This window comes from Streptomyces sp. NPDC090499 (assembly GCF_044769305.1).
Taxonomy (GTDB): Bacteria; Actinomycetota; Actinomycetes; order Streptomycetales; family Streptomycetaceae; genus Streptomyces.
On sequence record NZ_JBIVXP010000020.1, the window covers coordinates 69,336 to 86,869 of the forward strand.

The 17,534-nt window shown below is 68.1% G+C and carries 15 protein-coding genes; 10 read left to right on the plus strand and 5 right to left on the minus strand.

All coding sequences use genetic code 11. The features are described from left to right. Window positions 1-107 precede the first annotated feature (107 nt). From ACIQVL_RS42710 to ACIQVL_RS42725, 4 genes are all read left to right on the plus strand, one after another. The gene (locus ACIQVL_RS42710) at window positions 108-1,202 is read left to right on the plus strand and encodes a hypothetical protein (protein WP_403478172.1); all 1,095 of its coding nucleotides are present in this window, start codon (window positions 108-110) and stop codon (window positions 1,200-1,202) included. Between the two features lie 125 nt (window positions 1,203-1,327). Further along, complete coding sequence (locus tag ACIQVL_RS42715; RefSeq protein WP_403478223.1) at window positions 1,328-3,430, plus strand: glycosyltransferase; 2,103 nt, start codon at window positions 1,328-1,330, stop codon at window positions 3,428-3,430. Next, window positions 3,427-4,626 carry an acyltransferase gene (locus ACIQVL_RS42720; protein ID WP_403478173.1) on the plus strand — a complete coding sequence of 400 codons (1,200 nt, stop codon included), beginning with the start codon at window positions 3,427-3,429 and terminating at the stop codon, window positions 4,624-4,626. Before ACIQVL_RS42715 ends, ACIQVL_RS42720 begins: the two co-directional genes overlap by 4 nt. 101 nt (window positions 4,627-4,727) lie before the next feature. Continuing rightward, window positions 4,728-5,387, plus strand: a complete 660-nt coding sequence (locus tag ACIQVL_RS42725) for a hypothetical protein (protein WP_403478174.1) — start codon at window positions 4,728-4,730, stop codon at window positions 5,385-5,387. Between the two features lie 86 nt (window positions 5,388-5,473). Here ACIQVL_RS42725 and ACIQVL_RS42730 read toward each other — a convergent pair whose 3' ends face one another. The 5 genes from ACIQVL_RS42730 to ACIQVL_RS42750 all read right to left on the minus strand — a co-directional run bounded on the left by ACIQVL_RS42730 (window position 5,474) and on the right by ACIQVL_RS42750 (window position 12,407). Further along, window positions 5,474-5,941 carry a hypothetical protein gene (locus ACIQVL_RS42730; protein ID WP_403478175.1) on the minus strand — a complete coding sequence of 156 codons (468 nt, stop codon included), beginning with the start codon at window positions 5,939-5,941 and terminating at the stop codon, window positions 5,474-5,476. A 127-nt stretch (window positions 5,942-6,068) separates the two neighbouring features. After that, complete coding sequence (locus ACIQVL_RS42735) at window positions 6,069-6,401, minus strand: hypothetical protein (protein ID WP_403434834.1); 333 nt, start codon at window positions 6,399-6,401, stop codon at window positions 6,069-6,071. Window positions 6,402-6,868: 467 nt separating this feature from the next. Then, on the minus strand, window positions 6,869-7,291 hold the full coding sequence (locus tag ACIQVL_RS42740; RefSeq protein ID WP_403478176.1) for a DUF3592 domain-containing protein: 423 nt from the start codon (window positions 7,289-7,291) through the stop codon (window positions 6,869-6,871). A gap of 67 nt (window positions 7,292-7,358) precedes the next feature. Continuing rightward, complete coding sequence (locus ACIQVL_RS42745; RefSeq protein WP_403434832.1) at window positions 7,359-7,790, minus strand: hypothetical protein; 432 nt, start codon at window positions 7,788-7,790, stop codon at window positions 7,359-7,361. 12 nt (window positions 7,791-7,802) lie between these two features. Then, window positions 7,803-12,407, minus strand: coding sequence for a DUF6531 domain-containing protein (locus ACIQVL_RS42750; RefSeq protein WP_403478177.1), 4,605 nt, complete (start codon window positions 12,405-12,407; stop codon window positions 7,803-7,805). Window positions 12,408-12,779: 372 nt separating this feature from the next. Between ACIQVL_RS42750 and ACIQVL_RS42755 the strand changes: the two genes are divergently transcribed. The 6 genes from ACIQVL_RS42755 to ACIQVL_RS42780 are packed head-to-tail and all read left to right on the plus strand — an operon-like array spanning window position 12,780 to window position 17,486. Further along, window positions 12,780-13,445, plus strand: a complete 666-nt coding sequence (locus tag ACIQVL_RS42755) for a hypothetical protein (RefSeq protein WP_403434829.1) — start codon at window positions 12,780-12,782, stop codon at window positions 13,443-13,445. Further along, window positions 13,433-14,470 carry a hypothetical protein gene (locus ACIQVL_RS42760; protein ID WP_403478178.1) on the plus strand — a complete coding sequence of 346 codons (1,038 nt, stop codon included), beginning with the start codon at window positions 13,433-13,435 and terminating at the stop codon, window positions 14,468-14,470. Before ACIQVL_RS42755 ends, ACIQVL_RS42760 begins: the two co-directional genes overlap by 13 nt. 40 nt (window positions 14,471-14,510) lie before the next feature. Then, the gene (locus tag ACIQVL_RS42765; RefSeq protein WP_403478179.1) at window positions 14,511-14,834 is read left to right on the plus strand and encodes a hypothetical protein; all 324 of its coding nucleotides are present in this window, start codon (window positions 14,511-14,513) and stop codon (window positions 14,832-14,834) included. After that, a complete protein-coding gene (locus tag ACIQVL_RS42770) occupies window positions 14,834-16,267 on the plus strand; it encodes a putative T7SS-secreted protein (protein WP_403478180.1) in 1,434 nt (477 codons plus the stop codon). Before ACIQVL_RS42765 ends, ACIQVL_RS42770 begins: the two co-directional genes overlap by 1 nt. 19 nt (window positions 16,268-16,286) lie before the next feature. After that, window positions 16,287-16,889, plus strand: coding sequence for a hypothetical protein (locus ACIQVL_RS42775; protein WP_403434823.1), 603 nt, complete (start codon window positions 16,287-16,289; stop codon window positions 16,887-16,889). Between the two features lie 3 nt (window positions 16,890-16,892). After that, window positions 16,893-17,486 carry a hypothetical protein gene (locus ACIQVL_RS42780; RefSeq protein WP_403434822.1) on the plus strand — a complete coding sequence of 198 codons (594 nt, stop codon included), beginning with the start codon at window positions 16,893-16,895 and terminating at the stop codon, window positions 17,484-17,486. Window positions 17,487-17,534 lie beyond the last annotated feature (48 nt).

Below are 17,534 nucleotides of genomic sequence, written 5' to 3' on the forward strand. Positions count from 1 at the left end.
GCGGAGAGTTGCAAGGGGGCGCTCGGAGCGGGTGGGGGCCCGTTCCGTTGACGTGTGCTCGGGTTCGTCAGTGCGCCCGGAACACTCCCGTGGGGGGATGTACGCGCGTGAAGAATTGGCGAGAAGAAACCCAACCCGAACTGCCGCAGGTGGCCCTGGACGCCCGGGATGTGCCGGTGGCGGGGGACGACGGGGTGGAGGCGGGCATACCCGACGCCGGCGGTGGCGCCGGCGGTGGCGGTGGCGGTGGCGGTGGCGCCGGCGGTGGCGGTGGCGCCGGCGGTGACGAGGGTGCGTCGGCGGGAGCGGGTGGCGCCGGCGGGGCGACCGAGGTGCTGCGGACCGCGGCGTTACGGGACCCGTGGAGCGTGGTCCAGCCGCCGACCCCGGTGTTCCTGCGCGACCGGGCCACGGACCTCGTCCACGACCCGGACGAGGTGACCGTCCAGAACGACGTCGGTGTCGTACGAATACGGCCGACGTGGCCGACACGAGCGGCGGGACCGGTGGGGCCGACAGGACCGGTGGGACCGGCCGGGCCGGCAAGGTCTGCCGCGGCGGAGGCCGCCGGCGCTTCGGGGGGCGTGGACGCTTCGGAGGGCTCGGCCGCTCCTGACGTCCCCGTCCCCGTCTTCGTGGACGCGTCGGGGCGCCGCAGCCGCCGGTTCCGCAGGCTCGGGATGGCCCTCGGTCTCGCCTGTGCGGTCTACGCGGTGGTCATCGTCGTCACCCTGCTGTCCGGGAGTTCCGACGCGCCCTGGCTGCCGGTGCCGGGGCAGAACGCCGACCGGCCGGCCGGCAAGGTCGACGACTCGCCGCGGCCCGCGCACTCGCCTCCGACCTCGGACGACGGCGCCTCGGTGGCGGGCCCGGCCGTGAGCGGCGGCACGACCCCGTCGGCCGGCGCCTCCTCCCGGGCGCCGGGGAGCGGAAAGGGGTCCGCCGGGCCGAGCGCGTCGTCGTCCGCGCGGCCGACGTCGTCCGCGGGGGTGACGGTCTCCTCGCCGGAGCCGGGCTCGTCGTCCGCGTCCGCCGCGCCGTCCACGGTGCCGCCCTCCTCGGACCCGCCCTCCTCTCCCGCCTCGTCGCCGCCCCCGGCCTCGCCCAGCGAGTCGGCCGCCCCGACCGGCGGCCCGGTCGCGCAGGGCGCGCACGGGCACACCCGCACCGGTGGCGCTTCCACTCCCGCCCCCGTCCTGTGACGGCGCCGCGCACCCGGCGCCGTTCGACCACCGCCGACGCCTCCGGGCGCCGGTCCACCACCACCGAGGCGTCCCGGCGCCGGTCCACCACCGCCGACGCCTCCCGGCGCCGCCGCCGCTTCTCCATGCGCCTGACGCTGCCCGTGCTCGTCCTCGCCGCCCTGATGGCGATGCTGATGCTGCGCGGCTACGTCCACAGCGAGATCCTGGCCGACCACCGAGTCCGCCCCGAGGCCGCCACCGGCAAGGTCCCGGCGAAGATCCTGGACGGCGGCCCGGTCATCGACACCCGCGACGGCCGAACGACCTCCCTCCGCATCCCCGACCACCATCTGGTCCTCACCTTCGACGACGGCCCCGACCCGACCTGGACCCCGAAGGTCCTGGACGTCCTGAAGAAGCACCACGCGCACGCCGTCTTCTTCGTCACCGGCACCATGACGTCCCGCCACCCGCAGCTGGTCCGGCGCATCGTGGCCGAGGGCAACGAGGTCGGCGTGCACACCTTCAGCCACCCCGACCTGTCGTACCAGTCCGAGCGGCGCATCGACTGGGAGCTCTCCCAGACCCAGCTGGCGATCACCGGCGCGGCCGGTATCCGTACCTCCCTCTTCCGCCCGCCGTACTCCTCCTTCGCCGACGCGATGGACAACCGGTCGTGGCCGGTGACGGAGTACATCGGCACCCGCGGCTACATCACGGTCGTCAACGACATCGACAGCGAGGACTGGCGTAAGCCGGGCGCCGGCCGGATCATCCGCAACGCCACCCCGCGCGACGGCAGGGGCGCGATCGTCCTGATGCACGACTCGGGCGGCGACCGCCACCAGACGGTCGAGGCCCTGGACAGGCTCCTGCCCCTCCTGCAGAAGCAGGGCTACACCTTCGACAACCTCACCGAGGCCCTGCACGCCCCGAGCGCCCACACCCCGGTCACCGGCCCCGACCTCTGGCAGGGCAGGGCCTGGATCTTCCTGGTCCAGGCGGCGGACGGCATCACGGGCGTGCTGGTGTTCGGCCTGGCGGTGGTCGGCGCGTCGGTGCTGGCCCGCTTCGCCCTGATGCTCTGGCTCTCCGCCCTGCACGCCCGCAGGGTCCGCCGCAGGGGCTTCCGCTGGGGCCGCCGCCCGGTGACCGAACCGGTCTCCGTCCTGGTCCCCGCCTACAACGAGGCCAAGTGCATCGAGAGCACGGTCCGTTCACTGACCGCGAGCGAGCACCCCGTCGAGATCCTCGTCGTCGACGACGGCTCGACGGACGGCACGGCACGGATCGTCGAGAACCTGCGGCTGCCGCGCGTCCGGGTGATCCGCCAGGAGAACGCCGGGAAGCCCGCCGCCCTCAACCGGGGCCTGCGCAACGCCCGTCACGACATCGTCGTGATGATGGACGGCGACACCGTCTTCGAACCGGCCACGGTACGGGAACTGGTCCAGCCCTTCGGCGATCCCGCCGTCGGGGCGGTCGCGGGCAACGCCAAGGTCGGCAACCGGGATTCGCTGATCGGTGCCTGGCAGCACATCGAGTACGTGATGGGCTTCAACCTGGACCGCCGGATGTACGACGTGCTGCGCTGCATGCCGACCATCCCCGGGGCGGTCGGCGCGTTCCGGCGTACCGCCCTCGAACAGGTCGGCGGTATGAGCGACGACACCCTCGCCGAGGACACCGACATCACGATGGCGATCCACCGCGTGGGCTGGCGGGTGGTCTACGCGGAACGGGCGCGGGCCTGGACGGAGGCCCCGGAGTCGGTCTCCCAGCTCTGGTCGCAGCGCTACCGCTGGTCGTACGGCACGACGCAGGCGATCTGGAAACACCGCGGCGCCCTGCTGGACCGCGGCCCGTCCGGCCGCTTCGGCCGGGTGGGCCTCCCCCTGGTGTCGTTGTTCATGGTCGTGGCCCCGCTCCTCGCCCCCCTGATCGACGCGTTCCTCCTCTACGGCATCGTCTTTGGTCCGACGCAGAGGACGATCGGCGCCTGGCTGGGGATCCTCGCGGTCCAGGCGGTCTGCGCGGCCTACGCCTTCCGCCTGGACCGCGAACGCATGACCCACCTGATCTCGCTGCCGCTCCAGCAGATCCTCTACCGCCAGCTCATGTACGTCGTACTCCTCCAGTCCTGGATCACGGCGCTGACCGGCGGCCGGCTGCGCTGGCAGAAGCTGCGGCGGACGGGCGTGGTGGGGGCCGCACCGGGCACCACGGGGGAGAGGCCGGCGGCATGACACAGGCAGCGGCGACCCCGGTCGCCCCCGACAGGTCCGGCACCGGCGGCGCCCGGGACCGCTACCTCGACCTCCTCCGTTCCCTGGCCCTGCTCCGCGTGGTGATCTACCACCTCTTCGGCTGGCCCTGGCTGACCGTCCTCTTCCCCTCCATGGGCGTGATGTTCGCGCTGGCCGGCTCCCTGACGGCCCGCAGCCTGAACCGCCCGGCGGCCGACGTGATCCGCTCCCGGCTCCGCCGCCTCCTCCCACCCCTCTGGCTCTTCGGCGCCGTCCTGCTGACGATGATGCTCACGGCAGGCTGGAACCCGCTCAAGGACCCCGACCTGGGCACCGGTTGGACCGGCCGCGCCCAACTCCTCGACTACGTCCTCCCGGTCGGCGCCCCGCCGTACCCCGAACACCTCGGCTCGGCGTCGGGCCTGCTGGACGACACCTGGGCGGAACAGGCGGCGGGCCCGCTCTGGTACCTCCGGGCATACCTGTGGTTCGTCCTGCTGTCGCCGTTGCTGCTGCGGGCGTTCCGCAGGGCTCCGCTGCCGACGGTCCTGGCCCCCTTGGCGCTGACGGCCGTCCTGGCCACCGGGCTGCTGAGGATCCCCGGCGAAACGGGCAACGCCGTCACGGACTTCGCCGTGTACGGCGGCTGCTGGATCCTGGGCTTCGCCCACCAGGAGGGCACCCTGGCCCGCGTCCCCCGCTACGCGGCCGTCTCCCTCTCCTGCCTGGTGATGGCGGTGGGCCTGTGGTGGGCATCGGGCCACCAGGGCCCCGACGGCTGGGACCTCAACGACATCCCGCTCGCTCAGGCATGCTGGTCGTTCGGGGCGGTCGTGCTGCTGCTCCAGTACTCCCCGTCCTGGCGGGAGTTGCCGGCCCCCCTCCGCCGCTGGGACAGCTGGATCACCCTCTCCAACAACCGCGCCGTGACCATCTACCTCTGGCACAACATGCTCATCATGGCCACGGTCCCGATCATCGACGAGGCCTACAACCTGCCGTTCCTGGCCTCGGACCGGGCGTCGGGCCTGCTGGACTCCACTTACGGCTTCTGGATGTTCGCGGTGGTCTGGCCGCTGATCGCGGTGGCGGTGGTGGCGTTCGGGTGGGTGGAGGACGTGGCGGCGGGGAGACGGGCGCGGGTGTGGCCGAGCGGGCCGGAGAGGCGACGGGCGGCTTCGCGCCGCAGGGCGTGAGTCAATTCCGCTGCCCCCTGACCCCTTTGCTCCCGTGCGCGACCACCTGGCTACGGTGTCAGTTGCTTCTCCGGCATCACCTACCTCACCAGGAGTCAACCGTGCCTCGCCGCCTGCGTCCGCTCACGTTTGCCACAGCAGGACTGTCGGCCACACTGCTGCTGGCCGGCTGCGGAGGTGGCTCGACGTCAGACGACGGCAGGAGCACGGACGCGAAGACGGTTGTGCCGGCGTCGGCATCGGCGTCGGTCGGTGCCTCCGCGTCCGCTGCCGCCGCTGGCCGCCCGAAGATCACGTTGCCCGGCGACGACGTTCTCACGTTCACTCCGCAACAGGATTCCGACCCGGTCAAGGATGCGATCCTCAAGGACAACGCGGAGTTCGTCCGGGCGCTCGACGCGGCCATCGTTGCTCAGAACCCTCGTCTTCCCGCTCTGGAGTACTACACGGAGGGCGAGGGCGCCGTGGCGGCTCAGGACTGGGTTCAGTCGTTCAAGAAGGCAGGCTGGACCGTCACCGGAACCGTGCGCTACACGCACCGCCAGGTCAGCGTCGAGTCCGGGGACAAGGCTTCGCTGACCTACTGCGGGGACGAGAGCAAGGGGTACACCAAGGTCATCAGGACCGGGGTGGTCGAGCAGACAAAGGTCACCAGGAACAGCTACGTCGCCTACGGCGCTCAGGTCCAGAGGAACGACAAGGGGGTCTGGGAGCTCGTCAAGATCGCCTCTACCCGGGGCGCCGACAAGTGCCAGCCATGACGGCGGCACCGCTCGGCCCGGCGAAGGGCACCGTCGGTCTCCGGGGGCCAGGACCAATACCAGGACCGGCTCCGCTGCCGGTCGGCTCAGCCGCGGCGTCGCCGCAGGGCCCGCCAGGCATCGCCGATCGCGTCCTGGACGCGATGCCACCAGTACCCCAGCTTGTTGCGTACGGTCACATACACCCACCGGCGTTTGAACCACGGTGGCAGATCCCGGAAGGGGACGAAGGCCAGCGTGTCCCTGATGGGGTGCTCGGCGACCCCGCCGAGACCCTCGGTCCGCAAGGCCGTGAACAACTCCGGGGTCAGACCGCGGTTCAGCCGTGCCGCGTGGCCCGTCGCGACGAAGGCGTTCGCGCGCTGAAGCCCGTCCGGCAGCCGCATCGCCTTGACGATCCGGGGTGAGGCCTCCTCCAACGAACAGTGGAACGCCAGCCCGATCACCGCTATGCCGAGATGAGGCTCACCGCGGTCGTAGGCGCCATCCCACTCTCCGGGGTCGTCGAAGGCCAGCAGACCCTGGCCGTTCTGCCAGTCCCACTTGGACGTCATGCTTGATCTTGCCCCTGCCCGTCATTCGTCGCACGCGGTGTGGCCGGCCCCAGCCGAAGTGGCTTCTTCCTGCCGCATGTCGTTGGTTTCCCTCGACGATTCTGCTGGTCCACATGCTCAGCTGCGCTCAGGCCCTGAGTGTCCAGTAGGGGGAGCCCTTCGGGGGCGCGGGGCGGACGCGCAGGGCGGACACGTCGAAGCCCTCGTCGTCGTCCTCGTCGCCGGTGGGCAGGCGCCCGGACTCATTCGGGTAGTAGTACAGGCCGTACGACCAGTACTCCGGGTACTCGTGACACATGAGATCGGGGTACGCAGAGATCTCCGCGTCGTGATACCGCTCGTTGATCCTGGCCACCGCTTCCGCCCGAGAAACACCGAACCGCGAGACCATCTCGTTCGCGATGTCGCGGAAGTACTCGGCCATTCCCTCGTCGAGATCCATCAGGAATTCCGTTGTCATTGTGCCGGAGGTCCTATCGCGAGCATCGAAGCAGATGTAGACCGCACCGTCCGGCGCGATCCCCGGGCAGCTTTTCCGTAAGCATTCAGAAGGAATGCGGCTGATCGGTGACGGCGTGTGAGAAGTCCTGGCCAGATGGCCTGCGCGATGGGGAGCATCCAGAGGTTGCCGGTGAAGGCCCGGTGGATGGCGTCGAACGCGCTCAGGCCGTGCTTGCGGGCGGGGTCGAGGTAGCTCGCATTCCACGACCGCGAGTGAGGCTTCGAACTCCTTCAATTCCACCATAAACACCATGAGGCCTGGCGGTGCGTCCCTCGACAAGATTGCCCCTTACAGCAGCTTCCGGGGCGGCCGCGGGAACATGGTTTGGTCAACAGTGGTCAGAATAACGGCCAGGACAGGGCCACTATCACGATCCCCGTGGCGAACAGCGTCATTCCGCCATGCCCTGGCTGCTACCAAAATGCTCAGAAGAACGGGCGAGACAGAGCCACCATCACGATCCCCGCCACGAAAAGCATCAACCCGCCATACCCCATGAGGAACACAGCCAGGCGTTCGCCACGGTAATCGATATCTTTGCGTCCACCGGTTTTCGCACGCGTTGGATTTTCCGGGTCATAGATGACAGGCACCACGTCACCCGGCGAGCCGACCGGATCCAGCATGACCTCGGAAAACTCGACCGCGGCCCCGCCCTCCTGCAGAGGAGCCTGCAAGTAGAGGCGCGTCTGCCCCCCTACGGGTTCCCAGCGGGCTACGGTTGCCCAACCCTCCACGCCGCTCCGCTCCAACTTCCGCAGGCGCCGGTAGACCCAGAAACTGTTCAGTTGAATGAGCAGACCACCCGTTCCCAGGAATATGAAAAAAATTCCCAGCAGATCGACCACACCGCCTGGCCTCACCGAGACACCCTCCTTCACGCAACCGCGAACTCAGAAAAAACTGGATCAGCGCTCAGAGCGGTGCCAGGTCGTCCGAGAAGGGGGCGGTGTCGTCTCCCCATTGGAAGGTGTATCGCCCCTGCACGGTATCGAAGGTCGCCCGGAGTCCGCGGTCCGGTAGGTCGAACTGATGCCTGAGCCAGCCGTCCATGGCCAAGGCCCCCACTTCCGACCGGAAGTGGGCGAGGGGATAGGTGAACGATGTCACCCTCAGGGTCATGCCACCGGGATGCCGCGACATCAGGGCGGGTGCGTGTGCCGCCAAGCCGTAGGCCAGCCACGACGCGTCCCGCCAGTGCATCCCCGCGGGCAGCGCCAGGCGCACCTGCCGGTCGATCTGCAGGAAGAACTCGCCCTCGGCACCCGTCTGGGTGCACTCGGCTGTCAGGTCGGCGGCGAGCCCGCCCAGCGGGCTGCGGAAACGGTACTTGAAGGTGCTGCTCACGTCGGATTGATCCTAGAATTTCAGGAGATGGAAGACTGATTTGCTGAAAATATTCTCTGCTTGGCCCATGCCGGTGGGTGCCCGCACATAGTCGTAGTCGTGCGGAAGGCCATCACCCCAGAGTCGACTGTGTTTGTCCGCGAATTCGGTTGCCGCGTCCTCGCCGATCTCGTGCAGGTCGATCTTCTTCATTTTGTCGAAATCATCGGCACTGACCCTGAACGGCATGACCTCCACTTCGGCGCCGCGTCCCCGAAGCCGTTCGGCGTAACGTTCGGCGTCAGCGCGGGATTCCCACGAGTAGACCCCCTCCCCGTAATGGCCGCGGTTCTCGGCCGTGGGCCACGGCGTTCCGTCGCCGCGTAGACGTCTGGCGTTCTCCGCATCCTGGACGGTGAAGAACTCATGGTAATCAGGTGCCAGTCCGAGGCTGTCGGAGTGGGTGTGCGGAGTGGGGACGTAGGCGAGGGGGTTCGGCGCGGGTTCGAGGCCCAGCGGATCGGGGGACAGATAGCGAGCACTTTCCGGGTCGTAGTGCCGGAAGTAGTTGTAGTGCAGTCCCGACTCCGGGTCGTAGTACTGCCCAGGGAAACGAAGCGGTGTGTAGGCGGGGCTGTCTGCGGCCCACGCAGTGGTTCCCCACACGGTCGTGCGTGTCCGCCAAGCTATCTCGCCGCTCTCGTCCACGAGTTCCCGAGGCGCACCGATGAGGTCGGTGACAATGGCGAAGAAGCGCTGGTCGATGTTCTCCTGCGGGTCCTCGTCCGTCGGCGGCGCTCCGGCCCGCTCGGTCTGGCAGACCGGTCGGCGCCCTTGATGATCCCAGGTGAGTGTGACCGCCTGCTGCAGATCGTCGCTGACGGTGGTCTGTTCACACAGGGTCGTACCGTCCCAGGCGAAGTCGGTGCGCTCGCACACCCGTTCACCGGCCGTGTCCATGCGCATCTTGGCGATGCGGCGACCCAGCGGGTCATAGACGTAGCGCCATAGTGTGCCGTCGGGCGTGCGCACCGCGGTCAGGCGGTCCTCCGCGTCCCAGGTGTAGTGCCAGGTGTCGGGCTTGCGGGAGAGCCGGATCCGCTGCCGCAGGACGACTCGGCCGAGGGCGTCGTGTTCGTACCGGACGCGGCCCGCGTGAGTGATCCTGGTCCCGTCGTAGGCGCGTTCGCCGGTCGCCTCGTGCCGCGGATGCGTGTCTGGCCAATCGGCATGAGTCTGGTTTCCCGCCTGGTCATAGGCGTACGACTCGGACCAAGCGGATGCATGCACGGCGAGAACCCGGCCCAGTGGATCCAGATCGAACCGCTGTGGACCGGCGAGCTGCTCGTCGATACCGGTCAACGCACCGTCCGCGCGGTAGGTGTACGAACGCCGCTGCACTGACGCGCCGTCACGGCCGGTGACCAACTGGACGGTGAGACGTCCCAAGGGATCGAAGGCATGCGTAAGCGTGAGCCCGTCCCCGAACCGTCTGCTTGTCTCGCGACCGACCTCGTCGTATCCGAAGTCGATGGTCCGGCCCGACGAAGTGAGCCGGGCGGGCCGGCCGGCTTCGTCATAGGCCCATGAACTCACAGCGCCACCAGGCGTTGTCCGGAGAGTGCGCCGCCCCAACTCGTCGTGGGCATGGGTGACTGTGCGTCCGTTGACACTCTCGGAGAGCAGCCGACCCAGCGAGTCCCGGCGCAGCACCACCGTCGCGTCAGGGCCTACCGCCTCGACGAGCTCGCCGAAGGCGTCGTAGGCGAATGTCGTCACCCGGCCGTGGGCGTTCTTGCGAGTGACCCTTCCCTGGACGTCTCTGCCGTAGCGTGTCGTCCGGCCCAGGGCGTCGGTTCGGGACGAGAGACGGCCCGCGGCGTCATGGGTGTAGCTGAGGACCCGGTCGTCGAAATCCTTCTCCGACACGAGTCGTCCGGCTGGGTCGTAGTCGTAGGTCCAGAGCAGCCCCTGGGGGTTTGCGACCTTCGTCAGGCGCAGTCCGGCGTCGTACGAGAACTCGTATCGCGCTCCGTCGGGACCGGTGCGCGCGGCGAGAAGGTCGAAATGCGTGTACTCGTAGCGGGAGACCGCGCCGGTGCGGTCGACGTGGACGGTTCGGTTGCCCTCTCCGTCGAACTCCCAGAACTCGGCCGAGCCATCCGGAGCAATCCGCTCGGCCAGACGCCCCTCCACTGTCCACCTGAGCCGTGTCACGGCGCCCGTCGCGTCGGTGATCTTCACCGGCCTGCCGAAGGCGTCCCGTACGCAGCTCGTCACCGTGCCCGAGGGATCGGTGGTCGACAGCGGCAACCCGGCCGCATCGCAGCGCACCGCCGTGACCTGGCCTCGGGGACCGACAACAGTGGAGAGGCGGCCCTGCCCGTCGTAGGCGAAGCGTGTGGTGTTGTTCGCCGGATCGGTGACAGAAGCGCGGTTGCCGCGTTCGTCGTAGGTGAGTTGGTGAGCCAGCCCATCAGGGCCTGTCACGGTCACAGGGAGAAGGAGTTCGTTGTATTCCGCCCAGGTCTCGTGGCCGTCTGGGCGTACGACTCCGAGAACTTGGCCGTACTCGTTGTTCGTGAACCGTGTGGTGTGGCCGAGGGCGTCGGTCCAGGACAGCAGTCGGTGGTGTTCGTCGTACTCGGTACGGGTGGTGTTGCCGAGGGGGTCGATCTCGGCGATGACCTGGCTGTTGCGGTTGACGACGAAGTGGGTGGTGGCGCCTTCGGCGGTGGTGAGGGTGGTGATGTGGCAGTCGGGCCAGGCAGGGTCGGTGCCTTCGTATTCGAGAGTGATGGTGATGTGGCCGGCTTCGCCGCCCTCGGCGCTGCAGCGGTCGCGGTCGTCGTAGGTGTAGGCGTAGCGACTGCTGTTCGTGTCGGTCCAGGAGGTGACGCGCAGCCGGTCGTCGTAGGTGAAGCGCAGGGGGAGGCCGGAGGAGTTGACGGTCTCGGTGAGATTGCCGTCGGTGTAGCCGTAGCGCTTGATGACGACGTCCGAGCCGTCCTCGGCTGCCTGGGCCAGGGAGAGGGCGGTGACGCGGCCTTCGTCGGTGGTGAGCTTGAGGTGGTAGCCGCCGGAGTGGCGGATGGCGAGCGGAGCGCCGTGCTCGTCGTGGTCGAAGGCGATGGTGTGCTGGTTGCGGTCGGATATCTGCGTGAGCAGGGCGGTGCCGTCGGCGGCGGGACGCGTGAAGTGGCGGGTGCGGCCGGTGAGGGGGTCGGTGATTCGGTAGCCGCCGTCGTCGTGGCGGGTAAGGGGACGGCGGGGGCCGGCCTCCGGCATGACCGGGATGTGCGGTGCGGCGGGGTGGGGGTAGGCGAGGAGCAGGCCGTCCTCGGTGACGTGGACTACGCCTTGCTCGTCGACCTCCAGACGCTCGTCGAGTGTCGAGGCCCAACTCGGTCCGAACCACCAGCCGCAGCGGTAGTCGGAGGCGACGCGGCGGGTGAAGGCCAGCGGCAGCAGGCCGGGCAGCTCGATGTCGCTCTGCGGGAGGTACATCGTGCCGGTGGCCATGTCGACGGGGTCGCTGCCCTTGGAGCGGACGACGCTCTTGAGCCGGTTGAACGCACCCTCTGCTCCGTCGGCGAGCATGCCTCGGGCGTTCTTGCCCAGGCCGCGGACGGCGAGGCTCATGGCCTTCATGCCGCCGCGGAGGTTCTTCATCTCCTTCAGCCCCTTGGCGAGTTTGCCGAGGCTGGTGATGCCCTTGCCGCCGGGTATGCAGTCCAGGGCGGCGAAGGCCACGTCCCATAGCGAGGCCTGGCCTTGTGAGTATTTGTAGAGGGTGTCGGCGAGGACGACGAGGGCGGCCACCAGTACGATCGCGCCGAGGATGGGCCCGCCGATGATCATCGCGATGATCCCGACGACCGCGACGACGACCTTGCAGACCGTGACGATGGTGTCCCAGTTGTCCTCGAACCAGTGGCCGACGTCCTGCCACCAGTGCCGGTTCGGGATACCGGCATCGGAGGCCTCGTCGATCTTCCGCTTCGCCTCACCCGCCGCGTCGTCGCGCATCTTCCGGGCGTCCTCGGCCATCTTCTTCGCGGCGTCGAGGGCGCTCTGGGCGGTGGTGACGTCCGACTGGGCCTGGGTGTGCGCGGACTTGGCGCTCTGCACGTCCCGGGTGGCAGCCCGGACCTTGCCCTCGTCCGGCTTGTCGGCGTCCGACTTGCTGCCGGTGGGGTCGTCCTTGTACTTGTCGGCTTCCTTCGTCGCCCGCGTCACCCACGAGTCGGCGGAGGAGAGCCGGGACTTGGCGGAGGACAGGTCCGACTGGGCGTCCTTCGCCTTGGCCAGGGCCTTGTCGGCCAGCGCCTGGGCGCGCTCCAGCTTGGGCCAGTAGTCCGCGAGGGCGTCACCGCACAGCTCGTAGGACTTCTTCAGCTTCTTCAGGTTCTTCGGGACGTCCTTGAACTGCTCCTTGAACACCTCCGCCGACTTCCCCGCCCACTGCAGCAGGGTGTCCTCGCCCGCCATGCCCTTGACCAGGCCGAGCGCGTCGGAGACATCGTCGGCGAAGGCGTGCAGCTGCGTGGCCAGGGTGCGCACGCGCTGCGGGTCGCCCGGGGTCGGGTCCCGGTCCAGGTCGAGTGGATGCCAGTCCGCCGGTCGGTACCCCGCCATGATCCCGCAACCCCCGTCGCGTACGCCCCGTCAACAAACCTGTGCACACGTGAAGTTACAGGTCCGGTCGGTTTGAAGTGAAGGCGGCTCCGCGATCCAGGCCTGGATGCGGGCCCCGGCGGAACGCGTGGGGCATCCGGCCATCCGGGCGCCTGATCCGGCCAACGGTCTTTGCGGAGGCCAACCGAGGGTCGCGGCGATGTCACGGGACGGCACCAAAGCTGAGATGGGAGCGGTGAGTTGCCCGGCTATGGTCTGTCGTGCGTGTTTCGTTCGGCCGGGTCGCAGCAAATCGCTCTGGTGCGTTCCGGATGGACCTCGATACCGTATTCGCTGCTTCGCAGACCCCAACCGCCCCACCAGGAGCCCACCGTGACCCGCCGTTCCCGCCGCCTGCTCACGACAGCCACCGCCGGTGTGACGGCCGCACTGCTGCTTGCCGGGTGCGGCGGAGGCGGTGGAGACAAGTCCGACTCGAACGGGAAGATCGCGGGGGCGGACACGGGGGCGCCGACCTCGGCTTCCCCCAGCGCTTCGGCTTCGGCGGTTGAGTCGGGGCGGCCGAAGATCACGCTGCCGTCGGATGTGACGTTGACCTTTGAGGGTGGCCAGACCGGTGATGCGGTGAAGGACGCCGTGCTCGCGGACGGCGCGGAAAGGGCGCGGGCGGAGGACGCTGCTATCACCGGCACGGATCCCAAAGGCGAGGGACTCGCGTACTACAACACGGGTAAGGCTCTTGAGGCCACGCTGTCCTGGGTCGCGCAGTTCAAGAAGGCAAATGTCACGATCACCGGCGTTGTCCGATACTTCGACCGCAAGGTGACGCTCAGGAGCAAGACATCGGCCATCCTCACGTTCTGCGGTGATGAGAGCAAGGGCTTCAGCAAGAACAAGAAGACCGGAAAGATCAACAAAACGCCTGTCAACAAGGACAGCTACGTCTCGTACAACACCAGGCTCGACAGGAACTCCGACGGCGTTTGGCAGACATCGCAGATCATTTCCATCAGGGGGGCAGCTCAGTGTCAGCCGTAGCCAGAGGAACCGCATGTGCATTCCTTGTTGGCATTGTGTTGTGGACCTCCGGGGCGGCGGCCTGGGCCACTGTCACTCCTGGCGGGGGTTCTGGCACCAATGGCACCAACAGCCAGGTGAACGGTGATCAGAAGAACGGTGAGCTTTCCGCGACCGCCGGTGCCGTCGTCTACGACCTCTCCAAGAACGGCTCCGGGGCATCGACCGGCGCGGTGACGCCGACCTCGACCTGGACCCCGCCGGCCTGCTATTACGCGCCCAAATACTCACCCGACGCACTCGAGGCCTACCTGACACCGATCTGGGCGGCAGACTCGACCGGCTACGAGTGGGATGCCACGCAGCGTGACCGCTACGTCAACGGGAAGCCGTACACGGACTTCAACAAGGACAAGGCCGGCAAGGGCTACTGGTGGGACTCGTACGTCACGCCGGGGCGTGAGGGAGATCCTGGCGCGCTCGACTGCACGAAGCCCATTTTCTGGGTGGACACCGGTGACAAGCCACCGGCGGACATACCCCAGGCGGTCACCCCGGAGATCCTCTCCCAGCTCGCCTACAACCAGATCCGCGTTCCCGGTACGAAGGTGACCCTGGCCCCGGCGGACAAGACGAAGGTCAACCTTCCCACCTGGGCGTGGCTGAACGCCGCCGAGTTCAAGCCGGTCTCCGTCACCGCGTCCGTGCCCGCGCTGGGCATCAGCGCTACGACCACCGCCACGCCGCACTCCCTCAAGATCGACCCGGGTACCTCGGACGCGGTGACGTATCCCGCCTCGGGCGTCTGCGAGATCAAGAACGGCAGCATCGGCGAGGCCTATGCCAAGGGGAAGGCCGGTGAGACGCCACCCTGTGGGGTGAAGTACTTGCACTCCTCGGGCACGGGCTCGTACCCGCTCAAGGCCACGATCACCTGGAACATCAGCTGGAAGGGCACGGGAACGCCGGGCGGGCCCCTGGATGACGGCACCTTCGGGGCCACTCAGGATGTCATCGTGCAGGAGATCCAGTCCGTCAACAGGTGAGCGATGAGCCGGCCGGAGCCTTCCGGTTGTAGGGGGCGCCATGAGTGACAGGACCAGGATCGACGATCTCGATGTGCTCAAGAGCGTTTCCACGGGCATCGAGAAGATCGTCGAGGAGTTGCAGGGGCTCGACGACAAGGACAAGTACGGCTGGAGCCGTGAGGTCGTCGGTCACGAGGAGCTCACGGACCGGCTCGACGACTTCGCTGACAACTGGGACTACAAGCGCGGGAAACTCGAAGGGGAGTTGGCCAAGCTCGCGGCCATCACCAAGGCCGCGGCTCAGGCCTACGAGCAGATCGACACCGACCTCGCCAATGCGGTCCGCACACAGGAGAAGAAGCCCCAGAGGCAAGGGGGATGATGTCCCGACCGAAGGACTGGTCACCGGTCGAGCTGGACTCCGATCCCGTGTCCGGGGACCCGGAGGCCGTGGCGAAGCTGGGCCGGCGGTTCCGCTCGGTGGCCGACGCCATCAGAAGGCAGACGGGCAACATCGAAGCCCTCTGTGGAGTGGACGGCTGGCAGAGTGACGCCGCGGACGAGTTCCGCAAGACGGCCGAGGGAACCGTCGGCCGGCTGAAGAAGGTCCTGGACCGTTTCGAGACGGCTGCCGACCTTCTCGGTGAACAGACGGACCAGCCGGACGAGAAGTACGCCTCCGTCCTCGCGTCCTCCCAGCAGGCGGCGGACAAGGCCCGTAACGACGCCGAGCGCGACCGCGAGGAGCGGGACCGTCTCGACAAGTCGCTCGATGCCCTGGACAAGGCCGCGAGCGACTACGAGCAGCGGAAGCACGACCTGACCACGAAGCGAGACGAGGTCGACGGCCGTGTCAACGACGCCATCAAGCGGGTCCATGACGCCAAGAACGCCCGCAACCGGGCCGGGGAGAAGGCGGCCCGCGCTCTTGAAGCGCTCATCGACCACGACAAACTGAAGGACTCCACCTGGGAGAACATCAAGGGAGCGCTCAAGACCATCGCGGACATCGCCGGCTGGGTGGCTACGGCCTGCGCCCTCGCCTCGCTGCTGGTGGGCTGGATCCCGGTGATCGGCTGGGCGCTGGCCGGCGTACTGGACGCGATCGCGCTGCTCGCGACCGTGGTCTCCCTCGCCTGTCACCTGGTGCTGGTCTTTTCGGGAGACGCAAGCATCGCCGACCTGGTCCTGGACGGGGTGGCCCTGCTCACGCTGGGGCTGGGCCGTGCCGCGCTGAGTGCGGGCAAGGCGGCCGCGGCGGGCGTGCGCGGGGTGCAGACGGCGAGTCGATCCGCCCGGGCGGACTTCCTCGCGGCCAACTCGTTGTCCGGCAGGTCGGCGAAGGCCGCCAACACTCTGAAGGGCAAGGCCACCAAGGTCGCGAACCAGGCCGCAGAAGAGGCGTCGCAGAGACTCGCGGGCGACTTGCCGGGAGCCTTCGGGAGGCTCGGGGAGTTCAAGCACGTCCTGAATCCCAAGGTGATCTACCAGGACACGGCGGACGCCGTGAAGGGCCTCAAGGACTTCAAGGACGTGGGGAAGCTCTTCGGAAGGGATGCCTGGCGGGGGGCCCGGCCCTTCGGTAATCCGGAGTGGGTCGAGTCCAGCAAGGCGCTCCACGAGGTTCCGATTCTCGGCAAGTTCGAAAGCATGGGCGGGGTGAAGTTCACCGACTATGTGCGATCCGCCGGGCAGAGGTGGCTCGGTTACACCGCCGCGGCGACTGCCATCGACGGGAATGACAAGCTCCACGGCCTCACGGAATGGGACAATCCGTACAACAAGTGGAAGACCGCTTGGACGGTGGGTTCGTGACGGCCAGGAGGAATTCCGAGTGAGTGACGACGTGACATGGCAGTGCCTGATCTCCGAGCCCGAGGGCAGTATCAGGCTGCCCGTGGGGGAGGGCGTGGAGTTCGGGGAGTGGGCCAGGCAGGCCGCTCGGCAGCACCTGGGCGCAGATGCCCCGCGCAGCGAGATCCGCGAACTGGCCGCGGTACTGGCCCGGGTGGCGGCCACGGCCGATCTGGGCGATCCCACCTTCGCCTACGCCTATGTGATCGACGCAGCGAAGGCGTTGACCGCCGTCTACGAGGTCCACGACTACGACGGCGACGGATACCGGTCCACGGACCGCCTTCCTGCTCTCCTGGAGGCTGTCCTCCCCACGTCTCCCGAGCGCCGTGGCGTGACCGAGGTGAACCTTCCGGCCGGGCCCGGTGTACGAGTCCAGGAACTCCTCTCCGTCGAGACCGGATCGCTCTTCAAAAAGAAGACGATGATGGAGACGGCCACCTACGCGGTGATTCCGCCGCAGGTCGACAACATCCTTGTCCTCCGGATGTCGTGGACGAATCTCGTCTTCAGCGAGGCGCTGTTGGAGCTGGCACAGACGCTGGCCGAGTCCCTGGAGCTTGCCGAGATCAAGGAAGGCTGAGCAGTGTCAGACGTCCTCGTCGACGGCCATGCCGACGGAGAGATCGCCCCGCCGGGCGACTACGGTCTGCTCGTTCCGGACGGCTGGTTCAGGATTCCGCTCGAACCCGGCAGCTGGAAGGCGCCCGTTCGCGCACTGGCCGAGCGGGTCTTCGACGGCCAGGACGACGCCGTGCTTCTCAAGCGGGAATTCATCAAGGCCGTAGCTGCGCGAGCGGAAGAAGGCCACGAGAACGGCGGCGTCGAACTCTACATCTCGACGGCCTCCATCGGCCCGGTACCGCTCTCCTCCTCGCTCCTCGTCACAGTGGCCCCGGCCGAGGAGGACATCCGCCTCGAAGCGAAGGGCCGGTCCCAGGAGATCACCGACGTCGTTCTCCCGTTCGCCGGGCCCGCGACGATGCGGCGCACCCGTAAGGTCCCGGATGCCGAGGATCCGACCGGCAACCAACTGCCGGTGACCGTGGTGGACTACGCGGTCAGGGTGCCGAACACCCGGGCGGTCCTGCTGCTCACGTTCTCGACGTCCTTGGACATGTACGCCGATGCCATGGTCGATTTGTTCGAGGCGGTCGCCAAATCGCTGCACTGGAAGTGACCACCGCCGATCCGACGGCCCCGGTTCTGCACAGCAGTCGACACGGGA